The organism is Devosia sp. A449, assembly GCF_054489375.1.
On sequence record NZ_JBTMWU010000003.1, the window covers coordinates 565197 to 589758 of the forward strand.

Annotated in this window: 31 protein-coding genes and 1 pseudogene; 13 read left to right on the forward strand and 19 right to left on the reverse strand. The window is 63.1% G+C overall.

What is annotated here, in order from left to right:
- Positions 1-91 precede the first annotated feature (91 nt).
- A complete protein-coding gene (locus ACX3OW_RS11955; protein ID WP_459095988.1) occupies positions 92-985 on the reverse strand; it encodes a metallophosphoesterase family protein in 894 nt (297 codons plus the stop codon).
- Positions 986-1095: 110 nt separating this feature from the next.
- Here ACX3OW_RS11955 and ACX3OW_RS11960 point away from each other — a divergent pair, with 110 nt between their 5' ends.
- The 3 genes from ACX3OW_RS11960 (at position 1096) to ACX3OW_RS11970 (ending at position 2217) form a co-directional block, all read left to right on the forward strand.
- Positions 1096-1572, forward strand: a complete 477-nt coding sequence (locus ACX3OW_RS11960; RefSeq protein ID WP_459095989.1) for an NUDIX domain-containing protein — start codon at positions 1096-1098, stop codon at positions 1570-1572.
- Between the two features lie 97 nt (positions 1573-1669).
- Positions 1670-1792: a hypothetical protein gene (locus ACX3OW_RS11965; protein WP_459095990.1), complete on the forward strand. Its 123-nt coding sequence runs from the start codon at positions 1670-1672 to the stop codon at positions 1790-1792.
- Positions 1793-1917: 125 nt separating this feature from the next.
- Entirely contained in the window at positions 1918-2217 is a 300-nt protein-coding gene (locus tag ACX3OW_RS11970; RefSeq protein WP_459095991.1) for a hypothetical protein, read from the forward strand.
- A gap of 1 nt (position 2218) precedes the next feature.
- On the opposite strand, the gene ACX3OW_RS11975 is transcribed toward ACX3OW_RS11970, so the two are convergent.
- Complete coding sequence (locus ACX3OW_RS11975; protein ID WP_459095992.1) at positions 2219-3178, reverse strand: glutathione S-transferase family protein; 960 nt, start codon at positions 3176-3178, stop codon at positions 2219-2221.
- A 346-nt stretch (positions 3179-3524) separates the two neighbouring features.
- Here ACX3OW_RS11975 and ACX3OW_RS11980 point away from each other — a divergent pair, with 346 nt between their 5' ends.
- The 3 genes from ACX3OW_RS11980 (at position 3525) to ACX3OW_RS11990 (ending at position 5963) form a co-directional block, all read left to right on the forward strand.
- Positions 3525-4082, forward strand: a complete 558-nt coding sequence (locus tag ACX3OW_RS11980) for a GNAT family N-acetyltransferase (RefSeq protein WP_459095993.1) — start codon at positions 3525-3527, stop codon at positions 4080-4082.
- Positions 4083-4170: 88 nt separating this feature from the next.
- The gene (locus ACX3OW_RS11985) at positions 4171-4797 is read left to right on the forward strand and encodes a CoA pyrophosphatase (RefSeq protein WP_459095994.1); all 627 of its coding nucleotides are present in this window, start codon (positions 4171-4173) and stop codon (positions 4795-4797) included.
- Complete coding sequence (locus ACX3OW_RS11990; RefSeq protein ID WP_459095995.1) at positions 4794-5963, forward strand: CCA tRNA nucleotidyltransferase; 1170 nt, start codon at positions 4794-4796, stop codon at positions 5961-5963. The genes ACX3OW_RS11985 and ACX3OW_RS11990 overlap by 4 nt, the downstream gene beginning before the upstream one ends.
- Here ACX3OW_RS11990 and ACX3OW_RS11995 read toward each other — a convergent pair.
- From ACX3OW_RS11995 to ACX3OW_RS12005, 3 genes are read right to left on the reverse strand one after another with little or no spacing between them, the layout of a single operon-like run.
- Positions 5960-6139, reverse strand: coding sequence for a DUF1059 domain-containing protein (locus ACX3OW_RS11995; RefSeq protein ID WP_459095996.1), 180 nt, complete (start codon positions 6137-6139; stop codon positions 5960-5962). The genes ACX3OW_RS11990 and ACX3OW_RS11995 overlap by 4 nt on opposite strands.
- 57 nt (positions 6140-6196) lie before the next feature.
- Positions 6197-7069 carry an oxygen-dependent coproporphyrinogen oxidase gene (gene hemF, locus ACX3OW_RS12000; protein WP_459095997.1) on the reverse strand — a complete coding sequence of 291 codons (873 nt, stop codon included), beginning with the start codon at positions 7067-7069 and terminating at the stop codon, positions 6197-6199.
- Between the two features lie 17 nt (positions 7070-7086).
- Positions 7087-7557: a tRNA (cytidine(34)-2'-O)-methyltransferase gene (locus ACX3OW_RS12005; RefSeq protein WP_459095998.1), complete on the reverse strand. Its 471-nt coding sequence runs from the start codon at positions 7555-7557 to the stop codon at positions 7087-7089.
- A gap of 237 nt (positions 7558-7794) precedes the next feature.
- Here ACX3OW_RS12005 and petA point away from each other — a divergent pair, with 237 nt between their 5' ends.
- From petA to ACX3OW_RS12030, 5 genes are all read left to right on the forward strand, one after another.
- Positions 7795-8319, forward strand: coding sequence for a ubiquinol-cytochrome c reductase iron-sulfur subunit (gene petA / locus ACX3OW_RS12010; RefSeq protein ID WP_459095999.1), 525 nt, complete (start codon positions 7795-7797; stop codon positions 8317-8319).
- A 14-nt stretch (positions 8320-8333) separates the two neighbouring features.
- Positions 8334-9587 carry a cytochrome b gene (locus tag ACX3OW_RS12015; protein ID WP_459096000.1) on the forward strand — a complete coding sequence of 418 codons (1254 nt, stop codon included), beginning with the start codon at positions 8334-8336 and terminating at the stop codon, positions 9585-9587.
- Between the two features lie 17 nt (positions 9588-9604).
- Positions 9605-10462, forward strand: a complete 858-nt coding sequence (locus ACX3OW_RS12020; protein WP_459096001.1) for a cytochrome c1 — start codon at positions 9605-9607, stop codon at positions 10460-10462.
- A gap of 142 nt (positions 10463-10604) precedes the next feature.
- Positions 10605-10799, forward strand: a complete 195-nt coding sequence (locus ACX3OW_RS12025; protein WP_459096002.1) for a hypothetical protein — start codon at positions 10605-10607, stop codon at positions 10797-10799.
- Between the two features lie 36 nt (positions 10800-10835).
- A complete protein-coding gene (locus ACX3OW_RS12030; protein WP_459096003.1) occupies positions 10836-11369 on the forward strand; it encodes an adenine phosphoribosyltransferase in 534 nt (177 codons plus the stop codon).
- 18 nt (positions 11370-11387) lie between these two features.
- Here ACX3OW_RS12030 and ACX3OW_RS12035 read toward each other — a convergent pair whose 3' ends face one another.
- The 9 genes and pseudogenes from ACX3OW_RS12035 to melA all read right to left on the reverse strand — a co-directional run bounded on the left by ACX3OW_RS12035 (position 11388) and on the right by melA (position 17451).
- A complete protein-coding gene (locus tag ACX3OW_RS12035; RefSeq protein WP_459096004.1) occupies positions 11388-11786 on the reverse strand; it encodes a GFA family protein in 399 nt (132 codons plus the stop codon).
- A 66-nt stretch (positions 11787-11852) separates the two neighbouring features.
- Positions 11853-12245: a VOC family protein gene (locus tag ACX3OW_RS12040; protein WP_459096005.1), complete on the reverse strand. Its 393-nt coding sequence runs from the start codon at positions 12243-12245 to the stop codon at positions 11853-11855.
- Between the two features lie 95 nt (positions 12246-12340).
- The gene (locus ACX3OW_RS12045) at positions 12341-12523 is read right to left on the reverse strand and encodes a hypothetical protein (RefSeq protein WP_459096006.1); all 183 of its coding nucleotides are present in this window, start codon (positions 12521-12523) and stop codon (positions 12341-12343) included.
- A gap of 349 nt (positions 12524-12872) precedes the next feature.
- Positions 12873-13892 (reverse strand): TerC family protein, encoded by a 1020-nt coding sequence (locus tag ACX3OW_RS12050; RefSeq protein WP_459096007.1) that lies wholly within the window; start codon positions 13890-13892, stop codon positions 12873-12875.
- A 369-nt stretch (positions 13893-14261) separates the two neighbouring features.
- The gene (locus tag ACX3OW_RS12055; RefSeq protein WP_459096008.1) at positions 14262-14645 is read right to left on the reverse strand and encodes a hypothetical protein; all 384 of its coding nucleotides are present in this window, start codon (positions 14643-14645) and stop codon (positions 14262-14264) included.
- The gene (locus ACX3OW_RS12060; RefSeq protein ID WP_459096009.1) at positions 14642-15199 is read right to left on the reverse strand and encodes a MaoC family dehydratase; all 558 of its coding nucleotides are present in this window, start codon (positions 15197-15199) and stop codon (positions 14642-14644) included. Before ACX3OW_RS12060 ends, ACX3OW_RS12055 begins: the two co-directional genes overlap by 4 nt.
- On the reverse strand, positions 15196-15675 hold the full coding sequence (locus ACX3OW_RS12065; RefSeq protein ID WP_459096010.1) for a MaoC family dehydratase: 480 nt from the start codon (positions 15673-15675) through the stop codon (positions 15196-15198). The genes ACX3OW_RS12060 and ACX3OW_RS12065 overlap by 4 nt, the downstream gene beginning before the upstream one ends.
- Positions 15676-15777: 102 nt before the next feature.
- Positions 15778-15978 (reverse strand): annotated as a pseudogene (locus ACX3OW_RS12070) (helix-turn-helix domain-containing protein); the annotation flags it as partial.
- 99 nt (positions 15979-16077) lie between these two features.
- Positions 16078-17451, reverse strand: a complete 1374-nt coding sequence (melA, locus tag ACX3OW_RS12075) for an alpha-galactosidase (protein WP_459096011.1) — start codon at positions 17449-17451, stop codon at positions 16078-16080.
- Between the two features lie 125 nt (positions 17452-17576).
- Between melA and ACX3OW_RS12080 the strand changes: the two genes are divergently transcribed.
- A complete protein-coding gene (locus ACX3OW_RS12080; RefSeq protein ID WP_459096012.1) occupies positions 17577-18482 on the forward strand; it encodes a helix-turn-helix domain-containing protein in 906 nt (301 codons plus the stop codon).
- Positions 18483-18709: 227 nt separating this feature from the next.
- Here ACX3OW_RS12080 and ychF read toward each other — a convergent pair whose 3' ends face one another.
- On the reverse strand, positions 18710-19807 hold the full coding sequence (gene ychF, locus ACX3OW_RS12085; RefSeq protein ID WP_459096013.1) for a redox-regulated ATPase YchF: 1098 nt from the start codon (positions 19805-19807) through the stop codon (positions 18710-18712).
- Between the two features lie 180 nt (positions 19808-19987).
- Between ychF and ACX3OW_RS12090 the strand changes: the two genes are divergently transcribed.
- Complete coding sequence (locus tag ACX3OW_RS12090) at positions 19988-21253, forward strand: PQQ-dependent sugar dehydrogenase (RefSeq protein WP_459096106.1); 1266 nt, start codon at positions 19988-19990, stop codon at positions 21251-21253.
- Positions 21254-21363: 110 nt separating this feature from the next.
- Here ACX3OW_RS12090 and pth read toward each other — a convergent pair whose 3' ends face one another.
- The 4 genes from pth to ACX3OW_RS12110 form a co-directional block, all read right to left on the reverse strand.
- Positions 21364-22059, reverse strand: a complete 696-nt coding sequence (gene pth / locus ACX3OW_RS12095) for an aminoacyl-tRNA hydrolase (protein WP_459096014.1) — start codon at positions 22057-22059, stop codon at positions 21364-21366.
- Between the two features lie 69 nt (positions 22060-22128).
- Positions 22129-22758: a 50S ribosomal protein L25/general stress protein Ctc gene (locus ACX3OW_RS12100; RefSeq protein ID WP_459096015.1), complete on the reverse strand. Its 630-nt coding sequence runs from the start codon at positions 22756-22758 to the stop codon at positions 22129-22131.
- 171 nt (positions 22759-22929) lie between these two features.
- Positions 22930-24165 (reverse strand): RNA polymerase sigma factor, encoded by a 1236-nt coding sequence (locus ACX3OW_RS12105; RefSeq protein ID WP_459096016.1) that lies wholly within the window; start codon positions 24163-24165, stop codon positions 22930-22932.
- Positions 24165-24500 (reverse strand): YciI family protein, encoded by a 336-nt coding sequence (locus ACX3OW_RS12110; RefSeq protein ID WP_459096017.1) that lies wholly within the window; start codon positions 24498-24500, stop codon positions 24165-24167. Before ACX3OW_RS12110 ends, ACX3OW_RS12105 begins: the two co-directional genes overlap by 1 nt.
- Between the last annotated feature and the right edge of the window lie 62 nt (positions 24501-24562).

A 24562-nucleotide genomic window follows, 5' to 3' on the forward strand; every position in this document is an offset into this window, starting at 1 on the left:
GATGGATCCCGGCTCAAGGCCGGGATGACATCGAGTTTTTAGGTGCCGTCCGGGTGGACGGGATGGACAGTATTGAGGCGGCTGGCCGCCCTCAGCAGATCCGCATCTGCAGCCGCATGACAATCTCGCTGCCCAGACGCTGGAAGCCATATTCGCGCATGGTGCAGGTCCAGCCGCCATCGCCAGTGCGTTCGATGCGGAACAGATTGTAGCGTGCGGGATCGTCCAGCGTGCCGCCCTGGGCGGCGCTGGCGGCGGCAACGCCGACCACCGGCACTTCGCGGTCCTTGCCCGGAATCGAGTGGATCGAGGAGCGGTGGGTGTGCCCATGCAGGATCAGTTCGGCGCCATGCTCGGCAATGACCTGCCGGAACAGCTTGTGGCCCTTGAGCCCGAATGAGGGGTGCTGCAATTCGGCATTGGGTGGATGGTGGATCAGTATGGTGCGGAAATAATCCGCTTCGCCCATGATTTTGAGAATGCGGCCCAGCCGGTCGGCCTGGGCTTCATCGAAGCGCCCGATGGCGAGGAACGGGCGGGTCGGTACGGCGCTGGAGCAGGAGATGACCGCCAGTTCGCCGATGCGGCGCACAAAGGGAAAGGCGGCGTCGTCGAGGGTTTCCCCGCGCATATAATCGCCCCAGGCATGCTGGGCGGATTCGAGGGCCCCCGACACATAGGCGTCGTGGTTGCCGGGGCAGACGGCGATCTTGTCGGAGGCGCCGAGCGCCTGCAGCCATTCCCCGGCGCGGTCCATTTCATAGCGCAGCGCCAGATTGACCAGATCGCCGGTCACCGCCGTGAAGTCGGCATTCTGCGCCTGCATATGGGCGACCAGCGTGGTCAGCGTTTCGCTGTTCAGCTCGCCGTGCCGGCGCAGCTTCCAGTTCAGATAGCCGGTGAGGCGTTTGCCGAGCAGATCGCGCCAGCCGACGGTCGGCATGGGCGACAGGTGGATATCGGAGATGTGGGCCAGGGTGATCATTGGGGGCGTAATGCCAGAAGGGGGCCGGCAAGAAAACGGTCAATCGGCTCTGTGGTCAATTTTGTCGCGATCAAGTCTCTGCTATCGATGGCGCACCAAGGAGTGTTTCAATGCAGATGAATGGCTTCCAGTGCTGGCGCGCCAAGGTGTTCCTGACCCTCAAGGGTCTGTGGCACCGCATGACTTTGGGGAGCCGGGTGATGGTGGTCGATGGCGACAAGGTGCTGCTGATCCGGCACACCTATGTGCCCGGTTGGCAGTTTCCCGGCGGTGGCGTCAGCCCGGGGGAGACTTTTGAGCATGCGGGGGCCCGCGAAACGCTGGAAGAAACCGGCTTTCGCGTGATCGGCCCGATGCAGCTATTCGGCATCTACCACAATTCCAGCCCGGTGACCGACCGCGACCATGTCGCTTTCTATGTGGCGACGAAGTTCGAGAAGGTGTTCGAGCGCAAGGCCGATCACGAGATTGCCGAGGTGGGCTGGTTCGACCGCCATGCTTTGCCGGAAAAGGTGACGCCGGCCACCTCGCAGCGGATCGACGAGTATTTTGACAAGGTGCCGCGCCGCGAGGTGTGGGGTTATTAGCCCAGGATCTGGCGCTGAGGGGATTGTCTGCCGAATGCAACCAATTCGTGCAATTGTGGGGGTTCGGGCGATGACCGCGCCGAACAAGGAGGCCCACATGGCCAAGAACAGCAAGGGCCAAGCTAAAAAGCCCAAGCAGGAAAAGCCGAAAACCAACGCTTCGGTGCCCACACTCAAGGGGTTTGCCGCGACAACCTCGGGCGCCGGCACCAAGAAGTAGCCGCCGACGCGTTGGGCCTAGCCGCCTCCGACTATTGCTTCCCAGAAGGGCGCTGCTCAGACGCGCGCCCTTCTGCAGGTTAGCGTTTCGCGGGCCCGCCCAAGTGTCCCCTGTGGAGAGTCTGCATGAAATACATCCTCGCCGCCCTGCTGCTGCTGACGCCGACTTCGGCCTTCGCCGCGCTGTCGGGCTATTATGACAGCGCCGAGCAGATCGCCATGATCCTGGGCAGTAGCGACGTGGCCGACGCGGTGCGGCAAGCGCCGATCGGGCAGATCACCAATTCGGGTACCCGCGCCGATGGCGCTGCCGAATGGATGATCCGGACCCAGGAATGCGACCTGACGGTCTATCTGGTGCCAGAGCCGCCGGCCGGCGTGGGCAAGACGAGCTATCGCCTCGAACTGCCCACAGCCTGCGAATAGCCTATTTCAGGAACGGCAACTCCGGCCCAACCGGGACGATCCGGGTCGGGTTGATGGTGATGTGGCTCCAATAGTAGTGCGTGCGGATATGCTCGAGATCGAGGGTTTCCTTGATCCCGGGCACTTCGTAGAGCGCCTTGAGATAATGCGAAATATTGGCGTAGTCGGCGATGCGCTTCAAATTGCATTTGAAGTGGCCGACATAGACCGCGTCGAACCGCACCAGCGTAGTGAACAGCCGCCAATCGGCTTCGGTGATGCTGTCGCCGGTGAGGTAGGCGGTTTCACCCAGCTTTGCTTCCACCCAGTCGAGCGCCTCGAATAGCGTGGCCACGGCCTCGTCATAGGCGGCTTGCGTGGTGGCGAAGCCGGCCTTGTAGACGCCATTGTTGATGTCGTCATAGACGCGGGCATTGATCGGATCGATCACGCTGCGCAGCGCTTCGGGATAGTAGTCATCGGTGTTGCCGGTCAACTCGTCGAAGGCCGAGTTGAACATGCGGATGATTTCCGAGCTCTCATTGGAGACGATGGTGTTGGTCTGCTTGTCCCACAGCACCGGCACGGTGACGCGACCGGTATAGTCGGGCACGGCCTGCGTATAGACCTGCCACAGCAGATCCTTGCCGAGCAGCGTATCGCCGGTCGAGCCGCTGGCGGTGTCAAAGCTCCAGCCGGTTTCGTCGGGCATTTTGGGCGAGACGGTCGATACCGAGATCAGGCCCTCGAGATTCTTGAGCTTGCGGAAGATCAGCGTGCGATGCGCCCAGGGGCAGGCGAGCGATACATAGAGGTGATAGCGGCCGGCTTCGGCCTTGAAGCCGCCGACGCCGGAGGGGCCGGGGCTGCCATCAGCGGTCACCCAATTGCGGAAGCCCGCCTGACTACGTTCGAATTTGCCACCGCTCTTTTTGGTGTCGTACCACTGGGTGGACCAGTTTCCGTCGATCAATTGTCCCAAGATCGAACCCTTTCCGTCATGTTGTCGACGCGTTGTCGGGATCATATCCCATCGTCGTTTGTTGCTGCCTGACACATAGTAACCGGCGGGGCGAGCGATAAGGCTGCATTCGTGCAACGATCCGTTGTGCATTTGGGCCACAGCTGGTTGATGCCCCTTGCAATTTGGCGCGCGATCCATGATTTTCATTTTACGCGAGGCCCCCATGGTGCTAATGCGAATTTCAGGCGTGGAGGCGCCCAGGATGGTGAAGGTTTTGCTGGCGACCCGACGACCGTAAGCGGTCACTCGAGCGGTGCTTTTCAAGCACCGGGTTCCTACGCATCTCCCATTCTGGATCATCGTCATGACCCTTGTTTCTGCGCCCTCGGCTGCGCCCGCTGCTGTCTCCGCTCTGACCGCCGTTGCGCTCCAGGTTCGCCCCGCCACCCACGCTGATGATGAATTCATCGAGGATTTGCAGGCAACCGCCTTCGGTCCCGGCCGGTTCGCGCGCACGGCGTTCCGCATTCGCGAGCGGTTCCCCATCGACAAGAGCCTGAGCCTTGTCGCTGAAGTCGACGGCACGGCCTGCGGCTCGGTGTGGATGACCCCGATCAGCATTGGCGGCATCAATGGCTGGATGCTCGGGCCGCTCGCCACCCACCCCAATTTCCGCAAGCTCGGCGCCGGCAAGCTGCTGGCCCGCGAAGTCACCAAGCGCGCTTTGGCGCGGGGCGATGGCCAGTTCGTCATGTTGGTGGGCGACCGCGATTATTATTGCCCGCTGGGCTGGGAGCCGACGACGCTGGGCAATATCGAGTTCCCCGGCCCGGTCGACCCGACGCGCGTGCTGGTGTTTGCCGAGGACAAGGGCCTAGCGACCACGCTGTCGGGCCCGATTGCCGCCTGGCATCAGGGCTGAGTGACGGGCAGAGCTGCGCAAAACGCGGTGGACCCTTGGCGGTACACTGGCCTAAGCTCCGGTTTCCGAAACGTTTTCCGGTGTCCCCTTGTCGTCCGATGACGCCATTATTGACCGTCTGGCCACGCGCCTGCTGACCATGCCGCCGCCGCTGCCGCCGGCGCATACGCTGGTGCCTGACTGGGCGCCGGAAACCCCGTACACCCGGCCGCCCACGCCGGCAGCCGTGCTGATCGCGCTGATTCGGCGGCCCGAGGGCCATACTGTGCTCTATACCGAGCGCTCGCCGGATTTGCGGGCCCATTCGGGGCAGGTGGCTTTTCCCGGCGGCAAGGTCGATGCCAGCGATGCGGACGTGGCGGCTGCGGCGCTGCGCGAGGCCTTCGAAGAGGTCGGCATGCTGCAGGCGGATGTCCGGGTTATTGGCTTCATGCCGACTTATTACACCGGCACCAATTATCTCATCACCCCGGTGGTAGCGACGGTACGGCCGAGCAGGCCATTCGTGCCCAATCCGGGCGAGGTGCATTCGGTGTTCGAAGTGCCGCTGCAGCGAATTCTCACCCCCGAGGCCTATGGCGAATTCCGCGTCGAGCGGAACGGCAAGGAACACCGCACCTGGAAAATCGACCATGACGGTCACCGCATCTGGGGCATTACCGCCAATCTGACGCGCCGTTTCCGCGATCTGGCGATGAAAGAGGCCGCGTCGTGAGTGACGCGCTGGTCTCCGCCGAGTGGCGGCTCCGTCCCGAGACGCAGGCGATCTTTGCCGCGCTGGATGGCGCCAGCCGCCGTACCCGCGCCGTGGGCGGGGTGGTGCGCGACACCATCATGGGCCGTGCCCATAGCGGCGATATCGATATGGCGACCGAATTGCTGCCCGACGAGGTGATCGCCCGGGCCAAGGCTGCCGGTATCGCCTACTATCCCACCGGCATCGACCACGGCACGGTGACGCTCAAGCTGGGCGAGACGCTGGCCGAGGTGACGACCCTGCGCCGCGATGTCGAAACTGATGGCCGCCACGCGGTGGTCGCCTTCGGCACCGACTGGGTGGAAGACGCCGGCCGCCGCGATTTCACTCTCAATGCGCTCTACTGCGCCGCCGATGGCACGCTGTATGACCCGCTGGGTGGGGTCGAGGACGCGCGCAATGGGGTGGTCCGTTTCATCGGCGCGCCGGCGCAGCGCATCGCCGAGGACGGGCTGCGCGTCTATCGCTTCTTTCGCCTCTCAGCCAGCCATGGCGCGGAAAACTTCGACGCGGCCGGGCTCGTGGCCTGCGCGGCGGCGGTCGATGACCTCGGCCATTTGTCGCGCGAACGCGTTGGCGGCGAAATCATGCGCATGTTGGGCCTGCCCAAAATCACCCGCACCCTGACGCAGATGGTCGAAATCGGCCTGATATCGCTGGCTGAACCGGCGCTGCTGGCGCTGGCGGCCTATGAGCAGTTGGGAGGGCAATCGCCCGAGACCCGGCTGGCCCTGATTGCCGGCGATGATCTCGATGCCGCGCAGTCTGCGTGGCGGCTCTCGAACGAGCAGCTCAATACAGCCCGTGCCATCATCAAGGCGGCGGCCTTGCTGGAAGAGGATCGAATCGGCGAGGCGGCCTATCGGCATGGCGAGGCGGCGGTCGAAGGTCTTGCTGCGGCGGCCGCGCTGGGCAAATGGGGGCCGGCCCGCCTGGCCGAAGCCGCGCGCACTTTGGCGGCCATCGTGGTGCCGCCATTCCCATTGTCGGGGTATGATCTGACGGATTTCGGTATCCCGCCCGGTCCGGCGCTGGGCCGCGAGCTGGCGCGGCTGGAGCGGGTCTGGATCGATAGCGGCTTTGCGCTGGGGAAAGTGGAGCTGCTGGCGCAGGCGCGCCGCTAGCCGCCGACCTCCACAATCCGCTCCTTGATGCGCTCGATCATTTCGGGGCGCACCTCGGTCTCGCCGTGATAGCGCCGCAGGCTTTCCACCGCGCGGCGCACCACTTCGGCTTCACTATCAGCCTCGGCATGCCACGTGGCGCCGGGAATCAGTGAGCCGGAATCAAATCGCTTCATGATGGTCATCCTTCCGGTTTGCTGCGCAAAACGCGCGGCGCCCGGAAAGGTTGCATCTCAGGGCCAGCGAACTTCGGGGGGCAGGGATGACAGGATGGCGTTGATATTGCCGCCGGTCTTCAGCCCGAAGGTGGTGCCGCGATCATAGAGCAGGTTGAATTCGACATAGCGGCCGCGGCGTACCAGCTGTTCCTGCCGGTCAGCGTCGGTCCAGGCCGTCTCGAAATTGCGGCGCACCAGCTGGGGATAGATATCGAGAAAGGCGCCACCCACCGACTGGGTGAAGTCGAAATCGGCATCCCAATCGCCCGAATTATGCTGGTCGTAGAAAATGCCGCCGACGCCGCGATGCTCATTGCGGTGCGGTAGGAAGAAATAATCGTCGCACCACTTCTTGTAGCGGTCGTAGTCGACGCCCGCATGGCTATCGCAGGCCGCGCGCATGGCGGCGTGGAAATCGACGGTATCGGGATCGTCCTGGGTGCGGCGGCGATCCAGCACCGGGGTCAGATCGGCGCCGCCGCCAAACCACTGCTTGCCGGTGACGATCATCCGCGTGTTCATATGCACCGCTGGAACATGGGGGTTCCAGGGGTGGACGATCAGGGAAATCCCCGAGCTCCAGAATTTGGCGCCGGCCTCGGTGCCGGGCATCTGCTTGGCAAATTCCTCCGAGAACTCGCCATGCACGGTGGAGATATGCACGCCGGCTTTTTCAAACACCCGGCCATATAGCATGCCCATCTCGCCGCCGCCGCCGGCGGGGCGGTCCCAGGGGGCGATGTCGAATTTACCGGCCGGCAAATGGGCGTTGGGGCCGGCTACTTCGGCCTCGATGGTTTCGAAGGCGGCAACAATCTGGTCGCGCAAGGCGCGGAACCAGTGCTGGGCGGTGGCCTGCTTGGCCTCAATATCGTGTGGCAGTGTCATAATGGTGCAATGGCCTGTCAGATGAGTTGTGTAAAGCCGTCGGTCTGTCTTTTGGCTTCCCCCAGGATAAGGGTTGCCGCCAGCGCCACATTGATCGAGCGCAAACCGGGTCGCATGGGAATGCGCACCAGCAGGTCGCAGGCCTCGGCCACCGCGTCGGGCACGCCGGCACTTTCGCGCCCCACCATCAAAATGTCATCAGCGCCGTAATCCACCGCATAGGCTGAGGTTTCGGTCTTGGTGGTCAGCAGCACCAGCCGTCGCCCTTCGGCGCGCCGCCAGGCGTCAAACTGGGTCCAGCTGGCATGCTCATGCACCGCCGCATGGTCGAGATAGTCGAGGCCAGCCCGGGCCAAGGCCTTGGCGGAAAACGGGAAGCCGGTGGGGTGGATGAGGTGGATGGTTATCCCCAGGCAGGCCCCCAGCCGGATCAGCGTGCCGGTATTGTTGGCGATGTCGGGTTGGTAGAGGGCCAGATCGACCGGCATGGGCGTTTCCACCGGAATTTAAAGGGGCAGGGGCCGGCGCTGGGCCTGGGTCGGTTCGGGTATAGTGTCGCACTTGCCTGATGTCACCACGCGGATCACTGGACAAGCGCATGGGACAGTGCAAAAAGAACCGCAACTGACGGGCCGATTGAGGGCGCCGGCAGCCGATTCTGCGTATGCGCGGAATGGTTTGCCGCTGCCGGCCGCGTCTGATGTGATTGTACGGGGATACGGACCTTGGCCACGCAAGATCAACATTCAACGACACGGCGGGATTTCATCTTTGTCGCAACCGGGTCGGTGGCCGCAGTCGGCGCCGCAGCGACCGTCTGGCCGCTGATCAACCAGATGAATCCCGACGCTTCGACACTGGCGCTGGCCAGCATCGACTTCGATATTTCGGGGATTCCCGAAGGGCAGTCGGTCACTATCATGTGGCGCGGCCTGCCGGTCTTTGTGCGGCACCGCACCCAGGCCGAGATCGACGAAGCCATTGCAGTGCCAATGGCCGATCTCAAGGATCCCGAGACCGACGAGCAGCGCACCAAGCCCGGCCACGAACAGTGGCTGATCATGATCGCCAACTGCACCCATCTCGGTTGCGTTCCGGTGGGCGATGCCGGCGAATTCGACGGCTGGTTCTGCCCCTGCCATGGCTCGCACTACGATAGCGCCGGCCGTATCCGCAAAGGCCCTGCACCGAAGAACCTGGTGCTGCCGCCTTATGAATTCCTCAGCGATACGCTGGTCCAGATCGGTTAGTGGGGGCTCGCCCGATGTCAGAACATTCGACTTATACGCCCGGTACGGGCATCGAGAAGTGGCTCGATGAACGCCTGCCGATCATCCGGTTCTCCAAAGAGCACCTGATGGATTTCCCGACGCCGAAGAACCTCAATTATTGGTGGACCTTCGGCGCGATCCTGGTGATGTGCCTGGGTATCCAGATCGTCACCGGCGTCATCCTGGCCATGCATTACACGCCCAACGTCGCCATGGCGTTCGACTCGGTCGAGCATATCCGCCGTGACGTCAATGGTGGCCGCATGATCCAGGCGTTCCACGCCGTGGGCGCTTCCATGTTCTTTGCTGCCGTTTACATCCACATCTTCCGTGGCATGTATTTCGGCTCCTATAAGGCACCGCGCGAGATCCTGTGGATCCTCGGCGTGCTGATCTTTGTGCTGATGATGGCGACTGCCTTCATGGGCTACGTGCTGCCCTGGGGCCAGATGTCTGGCTGGGCTGCTACCGTGATCACCAATATCTTCGCGGCAATCCCGGTCATCGGCACGCCGCTGCTCGAGCTGCTGCGCGGCGGTTTCTCGGTGGGCAACCCGACGCTGAACCGCTTCTTCTCGCTGCACTACCTGCTGCCGTTCGTGATTGCCGCCGTCGTGGCGCTGCATATCTGGGCGCTGCATGTGCCGGGCAACAACAACCCGATCGGCGTCGACGTCAAGGACACCAAGCGCGATACCTTGCCCTTCCATCCGTACTACACGATGAAGGACGCCTTCGGCATGGCGCTGTTCCTGATCCCGTTTGCCTGGTTCGCATTCTTTGCGCCCGACATTCTGGGTCACCCGGACAACTACATCGAGTTCAACCCGCAGGTGACGCCGGCCCATATCGTGCCTGAATGGTACTTCCTGCCATTCTACGCCATCCTGCGTGCCATCGACTTCAACATCCTGTTCATCGACTCCAAGCTCGGTGGCGTGATTTTCTTCGGCGGCTCGATCGTCATCCTGTTCTTCCTACCCTGGCTGGATACGGCCAAGACCCGCTCGGGTAACTTCCGCCCGATGTTCAAGTGGTTCTACTGGCTGTTCGTGGTCAATTTCGTCGCGCTCACCTATCTTGGTGCCGCACCGGCGGAAGGCATCTACGTCATCCTGGCCAAGATCTGCACTTTCTATTACTTCGCACACTTCCTTGTCGTCCTGCCGGTCCTTGGTCGCATCGAGAAGCCCCGGCCGTTGCCGACCAGCATCTCCGAGAGCGTCCTCGGCAAAGCGAACGCGTGATGGAAGGGGCAGGAACCATGTTCAAGACCAAAACTATCCTGGCCACTCTGGCCCTGGTTGCCGGCCTCGCCTTTGGCGCGGCCCCGCAGGCAGCTGAAGGCGGCGCCCATATCGAAAAGCAGAGCTGGAGCTTTGCCGGTATTTTCGGCACTTACGACCAGAACCAGCTGCAGCGCGGCTTCCAGGTGTTCCGCGAAGTCTGTGCCAGCTGTCACGGCGCACGCCTGATCGCGTTCCGCAATCTGGCCGAGGCGGGTGGTCCCCACTTCTCCGACGCCCAGATCAAGGCGCTGGCGGCCGAATATGAAGTGGCCGATGCCACGGTTGAAGGCGGCGTTCGCCCGGCAGTGCCGGCTGATCGCTGGCCGTCGCCATTCGCCAGCGAACAGGAAGCACGCGATGCCATGGGCGGTTCGTTCCCGCCCGACTTCTCGGTGCTGGCCAAGGCCCGCGGCGTGACCGATGCCTTCCCGTTCTGGGTGTTCAACTATTTCACCGGCTATTCGGAAGGCGGCCCGGATTATATCCACGCGCTGCTCAACGGCTACCATGACGACGTGCCGGCAACCGCGCCCGCCGACTTCGAGCTGGCTGACGGCAAGTATTACAACGACTACTTCCCCGGCCACGCCATCGGCATGTCCCCGCCGCTGTCGGATGGGCAGGTCGCCTATGCCGTTGGCGAAGGCGAAACCGCCGTTCCCGAGACGCTGGAGCAGTATTCCACCGACGTGTCGGCCTTCATGATGTGGATGGCTGAGCCCGGTCTGGTGTCGCGCAAGGAAACCGGCTTCAAGGTGCTGCTGTTCCTGCTGGTCTTTGCCGGCCTGATGTACGCCACCAAGCGTCGCATCTGGAAGGGCATCGAGCACTGATCGCTGCCCGCGATTGAGAAAATTGGAAAGGGCCCCGGGTGGGGCCCTTTCTGTTTGTGGTCACGAGGCGTCGAGGCCCTTGCCAAGCGGCGCGCAGCCCGCAATATTCTTTGCGCGCAAATCACTGCGTGAGGGAGCCGACATGTCCGCCATTCGTATTGCTGTGACTGTCGTCGGGGCCGCCATCACCATGAGCCGGCATCCGGCAGTGCGCGCCGGCATCAACGCCGTGGCGTCCAATCCAAAAGCCCGCGAAACTGCGATCAATGTCACCCGCTCGGCGGCCTATAATGCGGGGGTGCTGGCCCGCCATCTCGTCGGCCGCCGCCTGCGCTGAGCGCTTTCTTCCGTTCCAAATTCATACAGGTTTGCCATGTCGCTCGACCTCAAGGCCCTCGTGCGCACGATTCCGGACTACCCCAAGAAGGGCATCCTGTTTCGCGACATCACTACGCTGATCGAGCATCCTGAGGGCTTCAAGGAAAGCATTGAGCGCATGGCCGCCCAATATCGCGGCCAGGGCATCACCCATGTCGCCGGCATCGAAGCGCGCGGCTTCATCTTCGGCGCGGGCGTTGCCATCGCGTTGGGGGCAGGCTTCATTCCGATCCGCAAGAAGGGCAAGCTACCCGGCGAGACCATCGGGCAGAACTACGCGCTGGAATATGGCGTCGACACCATCGAGATCCATGCCGATGTGCTGGACAGCAATGACACCGTGCTGCTGGTCGATGATCTGATCGCCACTGGCGGTACCGCCATCGCCGCCGTTGGCCTGCTGCGCCGCACCGGGGCCACGGTGGCCCAGGCGGCCTTCGTCATCGACCTGCCGGCGCTGGGCGGCGCGGCCAAGCTGGCGGCCGAGGGTGTCGAGGTCAAGGCGCTGATGGCGTTTGAGGGGCACTGAGAGGCCCCTCCTCAGCACCTACCAGCTGTTGCGGCCGTCGATTTTTTCCACCACGACCTGGCTCCAATCGAAATCGTCGATCAGCCGCAGATTGACCGCATAGGTGCGGGCGGTCGGCATGGCGTTGGGGTCGCCGTCCTTGGGTGTGCCGTCATTGTTATACATCGAGGCCCAGTCGGGTGACTCGCCCCAGGTCTGCATGCCGCAATTGCTGCAGAAATGATGCTGGTTCATGCCGCTGGCCGAATAGGTCTTGTCGTCCTGCTGCGATAGCAGCTTCAGCTCGCCCGGTGCGTAATAGCCCCAGATCGCCCCGGTGCGGGCGCAGAAGCTGCAATTGCACTCCTTGGCGGCGATCGGCAGATGCGGCAGCTCGATTTTGGTCGCGCCGCAATGGCAGGTGGCGACAAGCGTCATGGCAAAGCTCCTTGCTGGATAGGCCGCGACCCTAGCGGGGTGGGCCGCCAGAACCTGTCAGCAGCCTCACGCCGCCATCGCCTCGCGCTGGTCGACCAGGCAGAACTGGTTGCCCTCGGGGTCGCGCATTACCGTATAGGTGGGCAGCACCCGCACGGTTTCGGCGCCCGCGGTCTTGAGCCGTTCGACCTCGCCGGCGCGATCACCGACTTCGATGTCGAAATGCACCCGATTGTTGTCGTAGCGGCGGCCATCGACATTCTGGAAGCACAAGGCCGGGCCGGGGCCATCGACCAGCACGGTCGGATCGGTTTCCGGCGTCAGGCCGAGCGCGGCCAGTCGGGCGATCTCGGCCTCGTCATAGGGGCGCACCTGATAGCCATCGAGCAGGCCGGCCCAGAACTGGGCGAGTTTGGCGGGCTTGTCGCAGTCGAATACGATCTCGTGGATCCTGCCCATGGTCGTCTCCTTCGTGTCAGTCCTGCCCCGATTAGCCGGGAAATGCGGCAAGACTGGCGCAAAGGTGGCCCGGCGCCGGAGCGCCGGGCTGTGGCTTAGCGCCGGGGCGCTTTCAGCAGGGCTTCCAGCGCCGGCAGCGACAAGGTTGTCTCCGGCTTGGGCTGGGCCAGCTTGCGGGCCTCCAGCCTGCCCACTGGCAGCGGCGCGCCATGGCGCGGCACATTGCGAGAGGGGGCGACCTGTTGCGGGCGTTGGAACATGTTTTTGGGCATAGACAAGCCTTTCTCCATCCCCGTCCGGCGCTTTCAACGCAACGGCGGGGTCTGAAAATCTGCGCAACGCCCAGCAGGCGCCGCGCGATGAAGCGGGGTTTGAAAAGACGCCGGCGATGCCGTCAGGGGGAGATGATCGGTCGTGTAGCCGCTAGCGGCTGGGTGAACCTGAAGCTGATCTCGCACGGAACGGCATCCAGAATCGGGCGGTCACGCGCAGGCGCGGAACGGCGGATTCTTGGGGCGTTCGGGGCAAGATTTCAGATCATTTCGGTTCGCAACCTCATTCTGGAAACGTCCAGAGGATAGAAAAGCCATGGGCCGGCGTCAACCGCCGGCCCATTTTTGTCGCGCGTCAGGAGGCTCGCTTCTCCTCCTGCGCGATCGGCTCTTCTGCTTCGACCGGCTCGTTGCGGGTCTTCCACAGCGAGAACAATACGCCCCCGGCCAGGATCGACAGCGTCACGATGAGGCTCAGTAGCGTGTCGATATGCACGCCCATCGGCACGAGGAAGATCTTGATGCCCACCAGCACCAGAATGATCGCCAGCGAGGTCTGCAGATAGCGGAAACGGTTCATTGCCGCCGCCAGGGCGAAATACAGCGCGCGCAGGCCCAGAATGGCGAAGATGTTGGAAGTGTAAACGATGAAGGTGTCCTGCGTCACCGCGAAGACGGCCGGCACCGAATCCACGGCAAAGATCAGGTCGACGGTTTCCACCATCACCAGCGCCACCGCCAGCGGCGTCAGCCAGGTGACCAGCTTGCCGGTCTTGGGATCAGCCTGCTTGACCGTGAAATTGCGGCCATGCAGTTCCTTGGTGACGCGGAAGCGGCTGGTGAGGAAGCGGAACACCGGATTGTGCTCAATGTCTGCTTCTGTCTCGTGCTGCTTGAACATGCGCAGACCGGTGAACACCAGGAAGGCGCCGAAGCCAAACAGGATCCAGCTGAACTGATGCACCAGCGCGGCGCCCAGCCCGATCAGGATGGCGCGGAAGGCGATGACGCCCAGAATGCCCCAGAACAGCACGCGGTGCTGATAGAGGCGGGGGATAGCGAGGAAGCCGAAGATACTGGCAATGACGAACATATTGTCCATCGCCAGCGATTGCTCGATCAGATAGCCGGTGAAGAATTCGAGCCCGGCTTCACTGCCGCGCTGCCACCACACCCAGCCGCCAAAGGCGACGGCAATAGCGACGTAAAAGCCATAAAGCGTCAGGCTTTCCCGCGCTCCGATCTCATGTTCATCCTTGTGCAGGATGCCGAGGTCGAAGACCAGGAGCGCGACAACGATCGCGATGAACGCGACCCAGAAATAGACGGGAGTACCCAGAAAATCGCCCGTTAGGGCGGCAAGAAGCGATTCCATCGCCGGACCTTTCTCCATAAGTTGGAGCAGTTCCGACATCACGAGGGCATGGGTGGCCCTCGCCAGAGGGGCCCGGCGCTGCACCGTGAAAATGCCCTATCGCGCGAAAATATCAACCCCCGGGCGACGGAATGTCGCTTTTTTGTTGGCGATGGGGGGGTGGGGAGTGGCTGAATGCACAACTCAGCGCCGGCGTGCGACGCCCCAGGATATCGCCCCACCCACGGTGTCACCCCGACCTTGAGCCGGGGCCCATCCCCCGATCCCGCCGGTCGTCACATCTCAGGATGGGTCCCGGCTCAAGGCCGGGATGACACCGCGTTTAGATGCTGGGATTGTGCCACGAGAGTGGAGAGCAATCGCTCACGCTCAGCTGCGCGGCGTGCACAGCATCACGATTGCCTCGGCCGTCTCCAGCTGAATGGCCGTGCCATAGGTCGGATCTGGGATGACCCGGCCGGCCTGGATATTGCGGCCGGATTTGAGCCCGCCATCGTTGAAGGCGACGCCGTCCTGATAGCCGGTGATGGTGCCGGTGCCCGAGCTGCCATCACTGATGGTGGTCGAGGCAAAGCCATAGACCTCGCCATAGATGGTGAGGATCCCCGCCTTGGCGGTGGTGGCGTCACGACACGCCCAATTGCCCGTAAAACTCTGGGCAAAGGCGGGGGCGGTGGAGACGAGGGCGAGGGCAGTGATGAGGGCGATTCGGAGCATGCGGCTGACAGTGCCGGGCCGTCCGTCCGCTTTCAAGAGCCCTGCTTCAGCATTGGCCCGATCAGCGGCACTCTGGTGAGCGCCTGCAACAGTTTCAGCTTGAGCGGCATGACGTAGTCGCGCCGTTTGGAAAAGCCGACCAGTTCGGCACGATAGACCAGCTCGCCGCGCTGGTTGAGCGCCGTCAGCCGGTTGAACAGCAGCCCCCAGCTGGGAATCGAGTTGGATGCCCGCTTGTCGGTCACCACCAGCTCATAGCTTACCGTGTCGCCGGGGCGCACCGGCACCTTGAACACCATCTCGTTGACGCCGGGGGAGGGGCCCGAGACGCCGGGCTCCTTGCCCTGGGCGCGCAGCCGGTCTTCCTCGGCAAACAGCGTATCGACCATCTTGCGATGGCCTACGCTCACCGTGTGCCAGCCGCTGGCGATCAGCCCGCCGAAGTGACTATGCATGGCGGCTGCGGGGTCGATATGGAAATATTGTGGATCATATTGGGTGGCAAAGGCGATGATTTCGTCCTGCTCAAAGGTGTGGCTACCGAGCGGAAACACTTCGTCGATGACGATATCCTCAAACCAGCGGGTCATGCAGTGGCTCCCGGCTGGCGCGTATCGATCAGATTGGACAGGCGCATGGTCAGCACCTTCTGGTCCTTCTGGTTCCGCACGTCGAAATCGAGGCTCATAATGCCCCATTGCGGATGGGTGCTGGAGCGGCGCAACTCGGCAATGGTCACCGTGCCGCCAATGGTGTCGCCAACCATCACCGGATTCTTCCATTTGAGATTGGAAAAGCCGAGCCCGCCCGCCGAGGCGACCTTGGACAGAAAGCTGTCGACCAGCATGCGCAGGCTCAGCCCGCCGGTCTGCCAGCCGCTGGAGGCCAGGCCACCGAGCAGGCTCGCCTTGGCGGCCGCTTCATCAAGGTGGAACGGGAAGGGGTCGAATTCGCGGGCAAAGTCGGTAATCATCGCCTTGCTCACGGTGATATGGCCCAGGTCGATCACTTCGCCGATCTGCAGATCCTCGAAATGACGCCGATCTTGGGTGATTGGGTTGGTCATTTGCTTGCCCTATACGTCAAGCAGTTATGTGCCCGCTTTGGCCGCGCAAGGCAAGCCCGGGGCGTCCGAGAAGGAAAAAGCCCGCCGGGTGGCGGGCCTTTATCATGCGTCCGGTGACGCGCTGGGGGGAATGTCTACGCCTTGATCGGCATAGTCCCGAAGTTTGTTGCGCATGGTTCGAATCGAGATGCCCAGAACCAGTGCAGCGTGGGTGCGGTTGCCTTCTGTCTGCCGCAGCGTTGCCAGAATAAGATCCCGTTCCACATCGGCAACTGGTAGTCCAACCAGTGCCTCAGTAGCGCGAGGATCGGGCTCGAAATCATACATGGTGTTCTCTTTCTGGAGCCCCCAGAGATTGAACCCGGAACGCCCTCAGGATGTTCCCGTATGGTTAATGAGGTGTTAATCACCCGCCAAACGTGATCGCCCTGGGCCACGCGCCCATTCGGGCAACCAGTCGCCATGAGCGGCCGTCAGGTCGTCCACAAGGCTCCAGATTTGCTCCAGATCCAGCTCGGCCGCGGTGTGCGGGTCGAGCATCGCGGCGTGGTAGATATGCTCGCGGTTTTCCTCGATCAGCGCCCGCACCGTCAGCTCCTGCACATTGATATTGGTACGGATCAACCCGGTGAGCTGGGGCGGCAAATCGCCGATATAGGTGGGCTGGATGCCATTGGCATCGACCAGGCACGGCACCTCCACCGCGGCGGCATCCGGCAGGCTGGTGATGACGCCATTATTGCGCAGATTGCCATAGATCACCGAGGGCTCGTCGGTCCACACCGAGTTGATGATCGAGCTGGCATATTCCTTGGACGGCTTGACCGTGATGCGGTCGGCCTTGCGGTAGTCTTCCGAGGTCTTCTTCCAGCCGGCAATCTGCTCGACGCAGCGCTTGGGATATTCGTCGAGCGGAATGCCGAATTTCTCGATCAGATCCTCACGCCCCTCCTTGATGAAATAGGGAGTGTATTCGGCAAAATGCTCGCTGCTTTCGGTGACGAAATAGCCCAGCCGCGTCAGCATCTCATAGCGCACCTTGTTGGGGCAGCGGGGGTTCCAGCCCGGCTTGGGGGCGCGGCCCTCGCGATAGGCGCGCACGAGGTCGGGATAGAGGTCGCGATAGCTGCCATCGGGCTGGCGATGCTCGAATTTGAGATAGAACGCCATGTGGTTGATGCCGGCCGAGCGATAGCGGATATCCGCATAGGGAATATCCAGATTATGGGCCAGCTCCATCGCCGTGCCCTGCACCGAGTGGCACAGCCCCACCTGCTTGATGGTCGGGTATTTCTCGGCGATGGCCCAGGTGTTGATGGCCATCGGGTTCACATATTGCAGCATGATGGCGTCGGGCGCGACCGCCAGCATGTCCTCGCAAATGCTCCACAGATGCGGCACAGTGCGCAGCCCCCGCATGATGCCGCCGACGCCCAGCGTATCGGCGATGGTCTGGCGCAGCTTGTATTGTTTCGGCACCTCGAAATCGACCACCGTGGACGGCTCATAGCCGCCGATCTGGAAGCAGACGACGACGAAATTGGTGCCGTCCAGTGCCTGAAGCTGATTGGCATAGGTCTCCACCGTCGCCGGCACGCCCAGCGTGGCGATCAGCTTGTTGGCGATGATGGCGCTTTCTTCCAGCCGCGTCGGATTGATGTCCATCAGGCGGATGGTGGCGCCAGCCAAAGCCGGGCGCTGCAGCACGTCGCCAACGATGTTTTTCATGAACACCGACGAGCCGGCGCCGATAAAGGTGATTTTGGGATTGGCCACCGCGATATCCTCCAAAGCACGGCGAGCAGCCGGCGCAGAACTGGAGCAAACCCTAGCGCTTGCGCCTCACGAAACAATGCGGAATAGTAGGCACTTCTTCCGGTTTTCTAAGAACAGTGCCTGTCATGGTCGAGGCCGTACCCACCCGCCGCGCGCCCCGGCCGACGCCGCGCCCGGATCGTGTTTTCTACGCCTCCGGCAAGGCATTCGGCCGTTTTGGCATTCGCTCCTTCACGCCCCAGCTCATGCCGGCGCCGCATAGCCACGGCCATATCGAGTTCAACTGGCTGAGCCAGGGCAGCATGGATTATGTCTTCGATGGCGGCGCAGTGAGCGTGGGCGCGAGCCGGCTGGTTGCCTTCTGGGCCGGCATTCCACACCAGACCGTGGGTCTCAGCGCGGAGGCCATGAGCGGCCGCCAGCTCAACATCTATCTGCCGATGGATGCGTTCCTCGAAATGCCGCAACTCGGCCGGCTCACCGAAACCCTGATGGGCGGCGGCGTCATCCAGCTCACCGCCGAGTGCATCGGGCTGGAAACCCTCGACCGCTGGCATCAGGATTATCGCAGCGGCCATGCAAGGCGCAGCGACATCGTCCGCGCCGAGATCGGCACCATGTTCCGCCGGGCGGCGATCACCGGCTGGGATACGCTGCTGCCCGCCTGGCTCGAGCGCGCGGCGCCTCGCACCCGCACCGGCTCGCCGGTCCGCTATGTGGTGCGCATGGTGCGCCACATCGTCGAAAATATCACCGACCCGCTCAGCGCCGAGGCCATTGCCGGCGTGGTGGGCCTCCATCCCAATTATGCCACCACGCTGTTCAGCCGGGTGATGCATATCTCGATGCAGCAATTCGTCATCCGCATGCGCCTGATCCGCGCCCGCTCGCTGCTATTCGACGGCAGTCTGTCCATCGCCAATGTCGCTTTCCAGGCCGGCTTTGCGAGCCAGACCCAGTTCTACGAACATTTCCGCAAAGCCTACGGCATGACACCGAGCCAGATGCGCAAGGATAGGATCGAGGGGTGACCGCCACAGACGTCCCCTCTCCCCTTGTGGGAGAGCGTCAGGTCTGTCCCTCTCCCCTTGTGGGAGAGGGACAGACCTGACGCGTTCAGCGGAAGGTCAGGGTGAGGGGTCCTGGGTCATCCCATGCTTTGATCATAGGTAGAGCCCTCATCCGCCCTTCGGGCACCTTCTCCCACGAGGGGAGAAGGGAGGATCGAGTGCTTGGCTCAGCCATTCGGGCGTAGACCTCAAGTATTAAACTTGAACAGCATCACGTCGCCGTCCTTGACGACGTATTCCTTGCCTTCGTCGCGAGCCTTGCCGGCTTCCTTGGCGGCGGTTTCGCCGCCCAGCGCCACGTAATCCTCAAAGCCGATGGTCTGGGCGCGGATGAAGCCGCGCTCGAAATCGGAGTGGATCACACCGGCAGCAGCCGGGGCCTTGTCGCCCTTATGGATGGTCCAGGCGCGGGTTTCCTTGGGGCCGACGGTGAAGTAGGTCTGCAGGCCCAAAAGGTCATAGGCTTCGCGGATCAGCCGGTTGAGGCCGGCTTCGTGCAGGCCCAACGATTCGAGATATTCGGCCTGCTCGGCGTCGGGAAGCTGGGCCAGCTGGCTTTCGATCTCGGCGGAGATGACGACGACGCCAGCGCCATTGGCGTGGGCATAGGCGGCGACGGCTTCGCTCATGGCATTGCCGTTTTCAGCCGCGCCTTCATCGACATTGCAAACGTAAAGCACGGGCTTGGAGGTCAGCAGCTGCAGTTCCTGGAAGGCTTTTTCTTCCTCGGCGGAGCGCTCGACGAAGCGGGCCGACTTGCCCTCGCGCAGCAGCACCAGCGACCGGTCGATCAGCTCGAGCGTGACCTTGGCGTCCTTGTCGTTGCCCTTGGCCTTCTTTTCCACGCCGATGCGGCGCTTCTCGAGGCTTTCGAGATCGGCGAGCATCAGCTCGGTCTCGACCACTTCGGCGTCGGCCAGCGGATCGACCTTGTTGGCGACATGGATGATGTTGCCGTCTTCAAAGCAGCGCAGCACATAGGCGATGGCGTCGCATTCGCGAATATTGGCCAAAAACTGGTTGCCCAGCCCTTCGCCCTTGGACGCGCCCTTCACCAGGCCAGCGATATCGACAAAGCTCATCCGTGCCGGCAGCACGTTGATCGATTTGCCGATCTCGGCCAGCTTTTGCAGGCGTTCATCGGGCACCGGCACGTCGCCCACATTGGGCTCGATGGTGCAGAACGGGAAATTGGCGGCGGCGGCGGCGGCAGTGCGCGTCAGCGCATTGAACAGGGTCGACTTGCCGACATTGGGCAGGCCGACGATGCCCATCTTGAAACCCATGGGGAAGCTCCGGAAATTGTTGGCCCTGACATCGTTCGGATAGGGCGAGAAGTCAATGCACAGCAGGGCATGGGCGTCTTGCCGTGTGCCGCGCGACCGCTTATCAAAGCTGCCATTCAAGAATGCCGGAGGAAGCCTGCTGTGGATATATTGATTTCACTTGTCGTACTCGTCGCTGTCATCGCGGGGGGCCTCTGGTTTTACTATCGCGGCCGTCATATGGGCTCGTTCAAGCCGGCGATGGGGTCCAACCCCAATATTCCCGATGCCAAGCCGCAGGGCGCCATGCCCATGCTGAAAATGCCGACCGCCATGGGCTGGAAGCAGGGCGAAAAGCCGGATGTGGCATCCGGTCTCAAGGTCACCGCCTTTGCCTCGGGGCTCAAGCATCCCCGCTGGGCCTATGTGCTGCCCAATGGCGACGTGCTGGTGGCCGAGTCGGCCTCGCTGCCCGGCACGGTGCGCGGCTTCCGCGATTATGCCATGAACCGCGTCATGCGCCGGGCCGGTGCGACGCGGCCAAGCGCCAATCAGATCACCCTGCTGCGCGACGCCGATGGCGATGGCGTGCCCGAGCTGCGCGAGGTGTTTCTCAGCAATCTCAGCCAGCCCTTCGGCATGGCACTGGTTGGCGACACGCTTTACATCGGCAACACCGATAGCGTGGTGGCGTTTCCCTATGAAACCGGCCAGACCAAGATCACCGCGCCGGGCCGCAAGCTGATGGACATGAAGCCGGGCGGCCACTGGACGCGCAATATCATTGCCAATGCGGATGGCTCCAAGCTCTATGTGGCTGTCGGCTCGTTGAGCAATATCGCCGATGAAGGCATGGAGGCCGAAAAAGGCCGCGCCTGCATTTTCGAACTCGACCTCAGGACCGAAACCCATCGCATCTTTGCCGGTGGCTTGCGCAATCCGGTCGGCATGGCCTGGGAGCCAACCAATGGCTCGCTGTGGACCGTGGTCAATGAGCGCGACGGGCTGGGCGACGAAACTCCGCCGGATTACCTGACCTCGGTCAAGGATGGCGGCTTTTACGGCTGGCCGTTCTGCTATTGGGGGAAGACGGTCGATGATCGTGTGCCGCAGGATCAGGCGCTGGTCGCCAGCGCCCTGACGCCGGACTACGCGCTGGGCGGGCACACAGCTTCGCTCGGCCTGTGCTGGCTGCCCGAAGGTACGCTGGCGGGCATGCCGGCCGGCATGGTCATCGGCCAGCATGGCTCGTGGAACCGCAGCAAGCTCAGCGGCTACAAGGTGATCCTGGTACCCTTCGTTGATGGCAAGCCGCAGGGCGCGCCGCGCGATCTGCTGACCGGGTTCCTGGCCGCCGGCGAAAAGACCTCGCATGGCCGCCCGGTGGGCGTTGCCGTCGCCAAGGACGGCGCGCTGCTGGCCGTGGACGATGTGGGTGATGCCGTGTGGCGCGTGACGGCGGCTTAGGAATCTTGGTGTCATCCCGGCCTTGAGCCGGGATCCATCCTGAGATCTCGAGATGGGCCCCGGCTCAAGGCCGGGGTGACATGGAGTGTGGGGCGACGCCCCGGGCCCCCTTAGTCCCCGCCCAGCAGCTTCTTCAACATCGCCGCCATCGGCCCACTCTCCGGCAGCTTCGCGGCTGGCTTGGCCGGCCGTGCCTGTCGGATGTGGCTCTGCCCCTTGGGCGCCGGCTGGTCAGCGGCGCTTGGTTGCAGCACCAGCGCCAGCTTGTTCATGTAGCCACTGTCGTCGCCCTTGAGCAGCAGGTCGACATGCTTGGCCATGGCGTCGAGCAGCGGTTCGACCCATGCCTGGTCGGCCTTGGCGAAATCGCCCAGCACGTGGTTGGTGACGAATTCCTTGCCCGGATGGCCGATGCCGATGCGTACGCGTTTGTAACCGACCCCGATCTGCGGATCGATCGAGCGCAGCCCGTTATGGCCACCATTGCCGCCACCGATCTTGACCCGCACCTTACCGGCGGCGAGGTCGAGTTCGTCATAGAGCACGATGATGTCGGCGGGCGCGATTTTATAGAACTGCGCCACCTGCTGCACGCTGTCGCCCGAGCGGTTCATGAAGGTCTGCGGCTTGAGCAGAATCACCTTCTCGCCGCCAATGCTGCCTTCAGCCAGTTGTCCGCCATGCTTGCTGCGGAATTGGGTGATGCCATGGGCGCGGGCGATGGCGTCGAGCGCCATGAAGCCGATATTGTGGCGGTTGCCCGCATATTGGCTGCCCGGATTGCCCAGGCCGACAAGCAGCTTCATGCCAAACTCCAGAAACGCAAGAGGCGACCCGAAGGCCGCCTCGAACTTATAGCAGAACCAAAGCGAGAATTACTCGGCCTTGGGGGCTTCTTCAACGACGGGGGCGTCTTCGCCAGCCGACTTGAGCGCCGACGGTGCCACGATGGTGGCAATGGTCGCGTCGTCTTCATGGCCGCCAACGACCGCACCGGCCGGCAGCGTGATGACCGAGACGTGGACGCTGTCACCGATGTCGACACCGGTCAGATCGACCGTCACCTTCTCGGGGATGTTGTCGGCGCCGACGATCAGGCCGAGCGTGTGGTGCACAATGTTCAGCGTACCGCCGCGCTTGAGGCCGGGGCTAGCTTCTTCATTGATGAACTCCACATGCACCTGAACGGTGAGCTTGGTGTTCTTGCTGACGCGGAGGAAGTCCACATGCAGCGGGAAATCCTTGACCGGATCAAGCTGGTAGTCGCGCGGAATCACGCGGTGCTTGGTGCCATCAACATCGAGCTCGATGATGTGGGACTTGAAGCCGCCAGCATAGATGTGCTTGTGCGCATCCTTGTAGGCGATGGCGATGGTGACGGGGGCTTTCTTGTCACCGTAGATAACAGCAGGAACGAGTCCCTGACGACGCAGCTCACGAGCGGCCCCCTTGCCCACTCCTTCGCGCGCCTGTGCACTGAGCACTTTAGTTGTGGTCGCAGCCATGGAAAAATCCATTCTGGGTTGGTGTATGCGTCACTACAACAGCATACGCGCCCGTCCTCCAGGGGTGACGAGCACTTCATGGCGCGGGCTATAGCGGAAAGCCGGGTCGCGAGCAAGAAACTTGCAAGATTTCTTCAAGACGTTGCTGCCGAATTAATGCGCGAAAAAAGCCTAGCCGTCGCGCAGTGCAGCGCGCTGGGTTATGAGATAATGGCGCACGGCCTCGTCAGTCGAAAGCCCGATGGCGAGCGTCAGCGCTTCAAGCGCGTCCTGCTTGCGGCCGGCGCGGGCCGCCAGATGGCCGCGTGCCGCCCAATAGGGCTGGTAGTTGGCCATGCGCGGGTCATCGGCGATACTATCGAGACTGGCCAAAGCGGCGTCGGGGCCAGCGGTTTCGGTCAGCGCCGCCGCGCGGTTGAGCAGCACTACCGGCGATGGCGTCAGCGCCAGCAGCACATCATATAGCGCTACTACGGCGGCCCAGTTGTCCCGGCCGGTGATCCGTCGCGCCACATGCGCCGACTGGATAGCGGCTTCTACCTGATAGCGCCCGCTGGGGCCGGCTTGATTGGCGTCATGTAGCAATGTTTCGGCCTCCACGAGCTGCGGTTCGTCCCACAACGCCACATCCTGGGCCTCGAGCGGCACATAGTCCCCTTGCGAGTCGCGCCGCGCCGCGCGGCGGGCTTCGGCGTAGAGCATCAGCGCCAATAGCCCCTTGGCCTCAGGCTCCTCGGGTAGCAGCGAGACGATCAGCCGGCCCAGCCAGATGGCTTCGTCGGCCAGCCGCTCGGCATTGCTGTCGCCGATTTCGGTCCAGCCCTTGGCATAGGCGGCATAGATGGCCTCCAGAACCGCATCGAGCCGCCCCGGCAGCTGTTCGCGCTCCGGGATGGCGAAAGCAATTCCGGCCTCCTTGATGCGGGCTTTGGCGCGCACCAGACGCTGGCCCATGGTGGCCGGCGGCAGCAGGAAGGCGGCGGCGATATCACCGGCCGTCAGCCCCAAAATGGTCTGCAGGATCAGCGGCGCCCGCATGCCGCGCTCGATGGCGGGATGGGCGCAGGCGAACATCAGTGCCAGCCGGCGGTCGGGGATGACGTCACGATTTGCGGCCGCGTCGGCCAGTTCCTCGGTCATGAGCTGCAGATGCACCTCCCCCGCCATCCGGGTCTGCCGACGCCGCGCCATGTCGGTCTGGCGCCTTCGCGCGACGGTCAGCAACCACGCATCGGGATTGTCCGGCACGCCATCGGCCGGCCAGGATGTGAGCGCGCTGGCAAAGGCCTCCGCCAGCGCATCTTCGGCTCCCGCCACGTCGCGGGTGCGGGCGGCGAGAAAGGCGACGAGTCGGCCATAGCTGTCACGGGCAGCCCGCTCGGCGGCCTGGCGCGTCGCCGCATCCATCAGGCCATCGGCCGGATTTCGATGGCGCCATATTTGGCACTGGGGCAGCGCGCGGCCCATTCGACGGCGGTATCGAGATCGGGCACGTCGATGAAATAATAGCCGGCGAACTGCTCTTTGGTGTCGGCGAAGGGGCCGTCGAGCACTTCGGTCTTGCCGCCGCCCATGCGCACCACGGTGCCGGCCTTGGCCGGTTGCAAGCGTTCGCCGCTGCTGAAGCCGGCGCCAGCTTTGGTCAGTGCTTCGTTGAAGGCCGCATATTCAGCCCAGAGCTGCTGCTGGGGGGCATTTCCCAGGGCCGCGTCGTCGTGGTGGATGACCATCATGTAGCGCATTGCAGAATTCCTTTTCTGGTCGGGCATCATGCTCCGATATGACCATGTCGGGGCAGGGGCCC

Excerpts from the sequence above, each read along its gene's own strand:
- ACX3OW_RS11955 (WP_459095988.1), bottom strand. The coding sequence starts at position 985 with ATGATCACCCTGGCCCACATCTCCGATATCCACCTGTCGCCCATGCCG.
- ACX3OW_RS11960 (WP_459095989.1), top strand. The coding sequence starts at position 1,096 with ATGCAGATGAATGGCTTCCAGTGCTGGCGCGCCAAGGTGTTCCTGACC.
- ACX3OW_RS11965 (WP_459095990.1), top strand. The coding sequence starts at position 1,670 with ATGGCCAAGAACAGCAAGGGCCAAGCTAAAAAGCCCAAGCAGGAAAAG.
- ACX3OW_RS11970 (WP_459095991.1), top strand. The coding sequence starts at position 1,918 with ATGAAATACATCCTCGCCGCCCTGCTGCTGCTGACGCCGACTTCGGCC.
- ACX3OW_RS11980 (WP_459095993.1), top strand. The coding sequence starts at position 3,525 with ATGACCCTTGTTTCTGCGCCCTCGGCTGCGCCCGCTGCTGTCTCCGCT.
- ACX3OW_RS11995 (WP_459095996.1), bottom strand. The coding sequence starts at position 6,139 with ATGAAGCGATTTGATTCCGGCTCACTGATTCCCGGCGCCACGTGGCAT.
- hemF (WP_459095997.1), bottom strand. The coding sequence starts at position 7,069 with ATGACACTGCCACACGATATTGAGGCCAAGCAGGCCACCGCCCAGCAC.
- ACX3OW_RS12005 (WP_459095998.1), bottom strand. The coding sequence starts at position 7,557 with ATGCCGGTCGATCTGGCCCTCTACCAACCCGACATCGCCAACAATACC.
- ACX3OW_RS12015 (WP_459096000.1), top strand. The coding sequence starts at position 8,334 with ATGTCAGAACATTCGACTTATACGCCCGGTACGGGCATCGAGAAGTGG.
- ACX3OW_RS12020 (WP_459096001.1), top strand. The coding sequence starts at position 9,605 with ATGTTCAAGACCAAAACTATCCTGGCCACTCTGGCCCTGGTTGCCGGC.
- ACX3OW_RS12025 (WP_459096002.1), top strand. The coding sequence starts at position 10,605 with ATGTCCGCCATTCGTATTGCTGTGACTGTCGTCGGGGCCGCCATCACC.
- ACX3OW_RS12030 (WP_459096003.1), top strand. The coding sequence starts at position 10,836 with ATGTCGCTCGACCTCAAGGCCCTCGTGCGCACGATTCCGGACTACCCC.
- ACX3OW_RS12035 (WP_459096004.1), bottom strand. The coding sequence starts at position 11,786 with ATGACGCTTGTCGCCACCTGCCATTGCGGCGCGACCAAAATCGAGCTG.
- ACX3OW_RS12040 (WP_459096005.1), bottom strand. The coding sequence starts at position 12,245 with ATGGGCAGGATCCACGAGATCGTATTCGACTGCGACAAGCCCGCCAAA.
- ACX3OW_RS12050 (WP_459096007.1), bottom strand. The coding sequence starts at position 13,892 with ATGGAATCGCTTCTTGCCGCCCTAACGGGCGATTTTCTGGGTACTCCC.
- ACX3OW_RS12060 (WP_459096009.1), bottom strand. The coding sequence starts at position 15,199 with ATGACCCGCTGGTTTGAGGATATCGTCATCGACGAAGTGTTTCCGCTC.
- ACX3OW_RS12065 (WP_459096010.1), bottom strand. The coding sequence starts at position 15,675 with ATGACCAACCCAATCACCCAAGATCGGCGTCATTTCGAGGATCTGCAG.
- ACX3OW_RS12080 (WP_459096012.1), top strand. The coding sequence starts at position 17,577 with ATGGTCGAGGCCGTACCCACCCGCCGCGCGCCCCGGCCGACGCCGCGC.
- ychF (WP_459096013.1), bottom strand. The coding sequence starts at position 19,807 with ATGGGTTTCAAGATGGGCATCGTCGGCCTGCCCAATGTCGGCAAGTCG.
- pth (WP_459096014.1), bottom strand. The coding sequence starts at position 22,059 with ATGAAGCTGCTTGTCGGCCTGGGCAATCCGGGCAGCCAATATGCGGGC.
- ACX3OW_RS12100 (WP_459096015.1), bottom strand. The coding sequence starts at position 22,758 with ATGGCTGCGACCACAACTAAAGTGCTCAGTGCACAGGCGCGCGAAGGA.
- ACX3OW_RS12105 (WP_459096016.1), bottom strand. The coding sequence starts at position 24,165 with ATGGATGCGGCGACGCGCCAGGCCGCCGAGCGGGCTGCCCGTGACAGC.
- ACX3OW_RS12110 (WP_459096017.1), bottom strand. The coding sequence starts at position 24,500 with ATGCGCTACATGATGGTCATCCACCACGACGACGCGGCCCTGGGAAAT.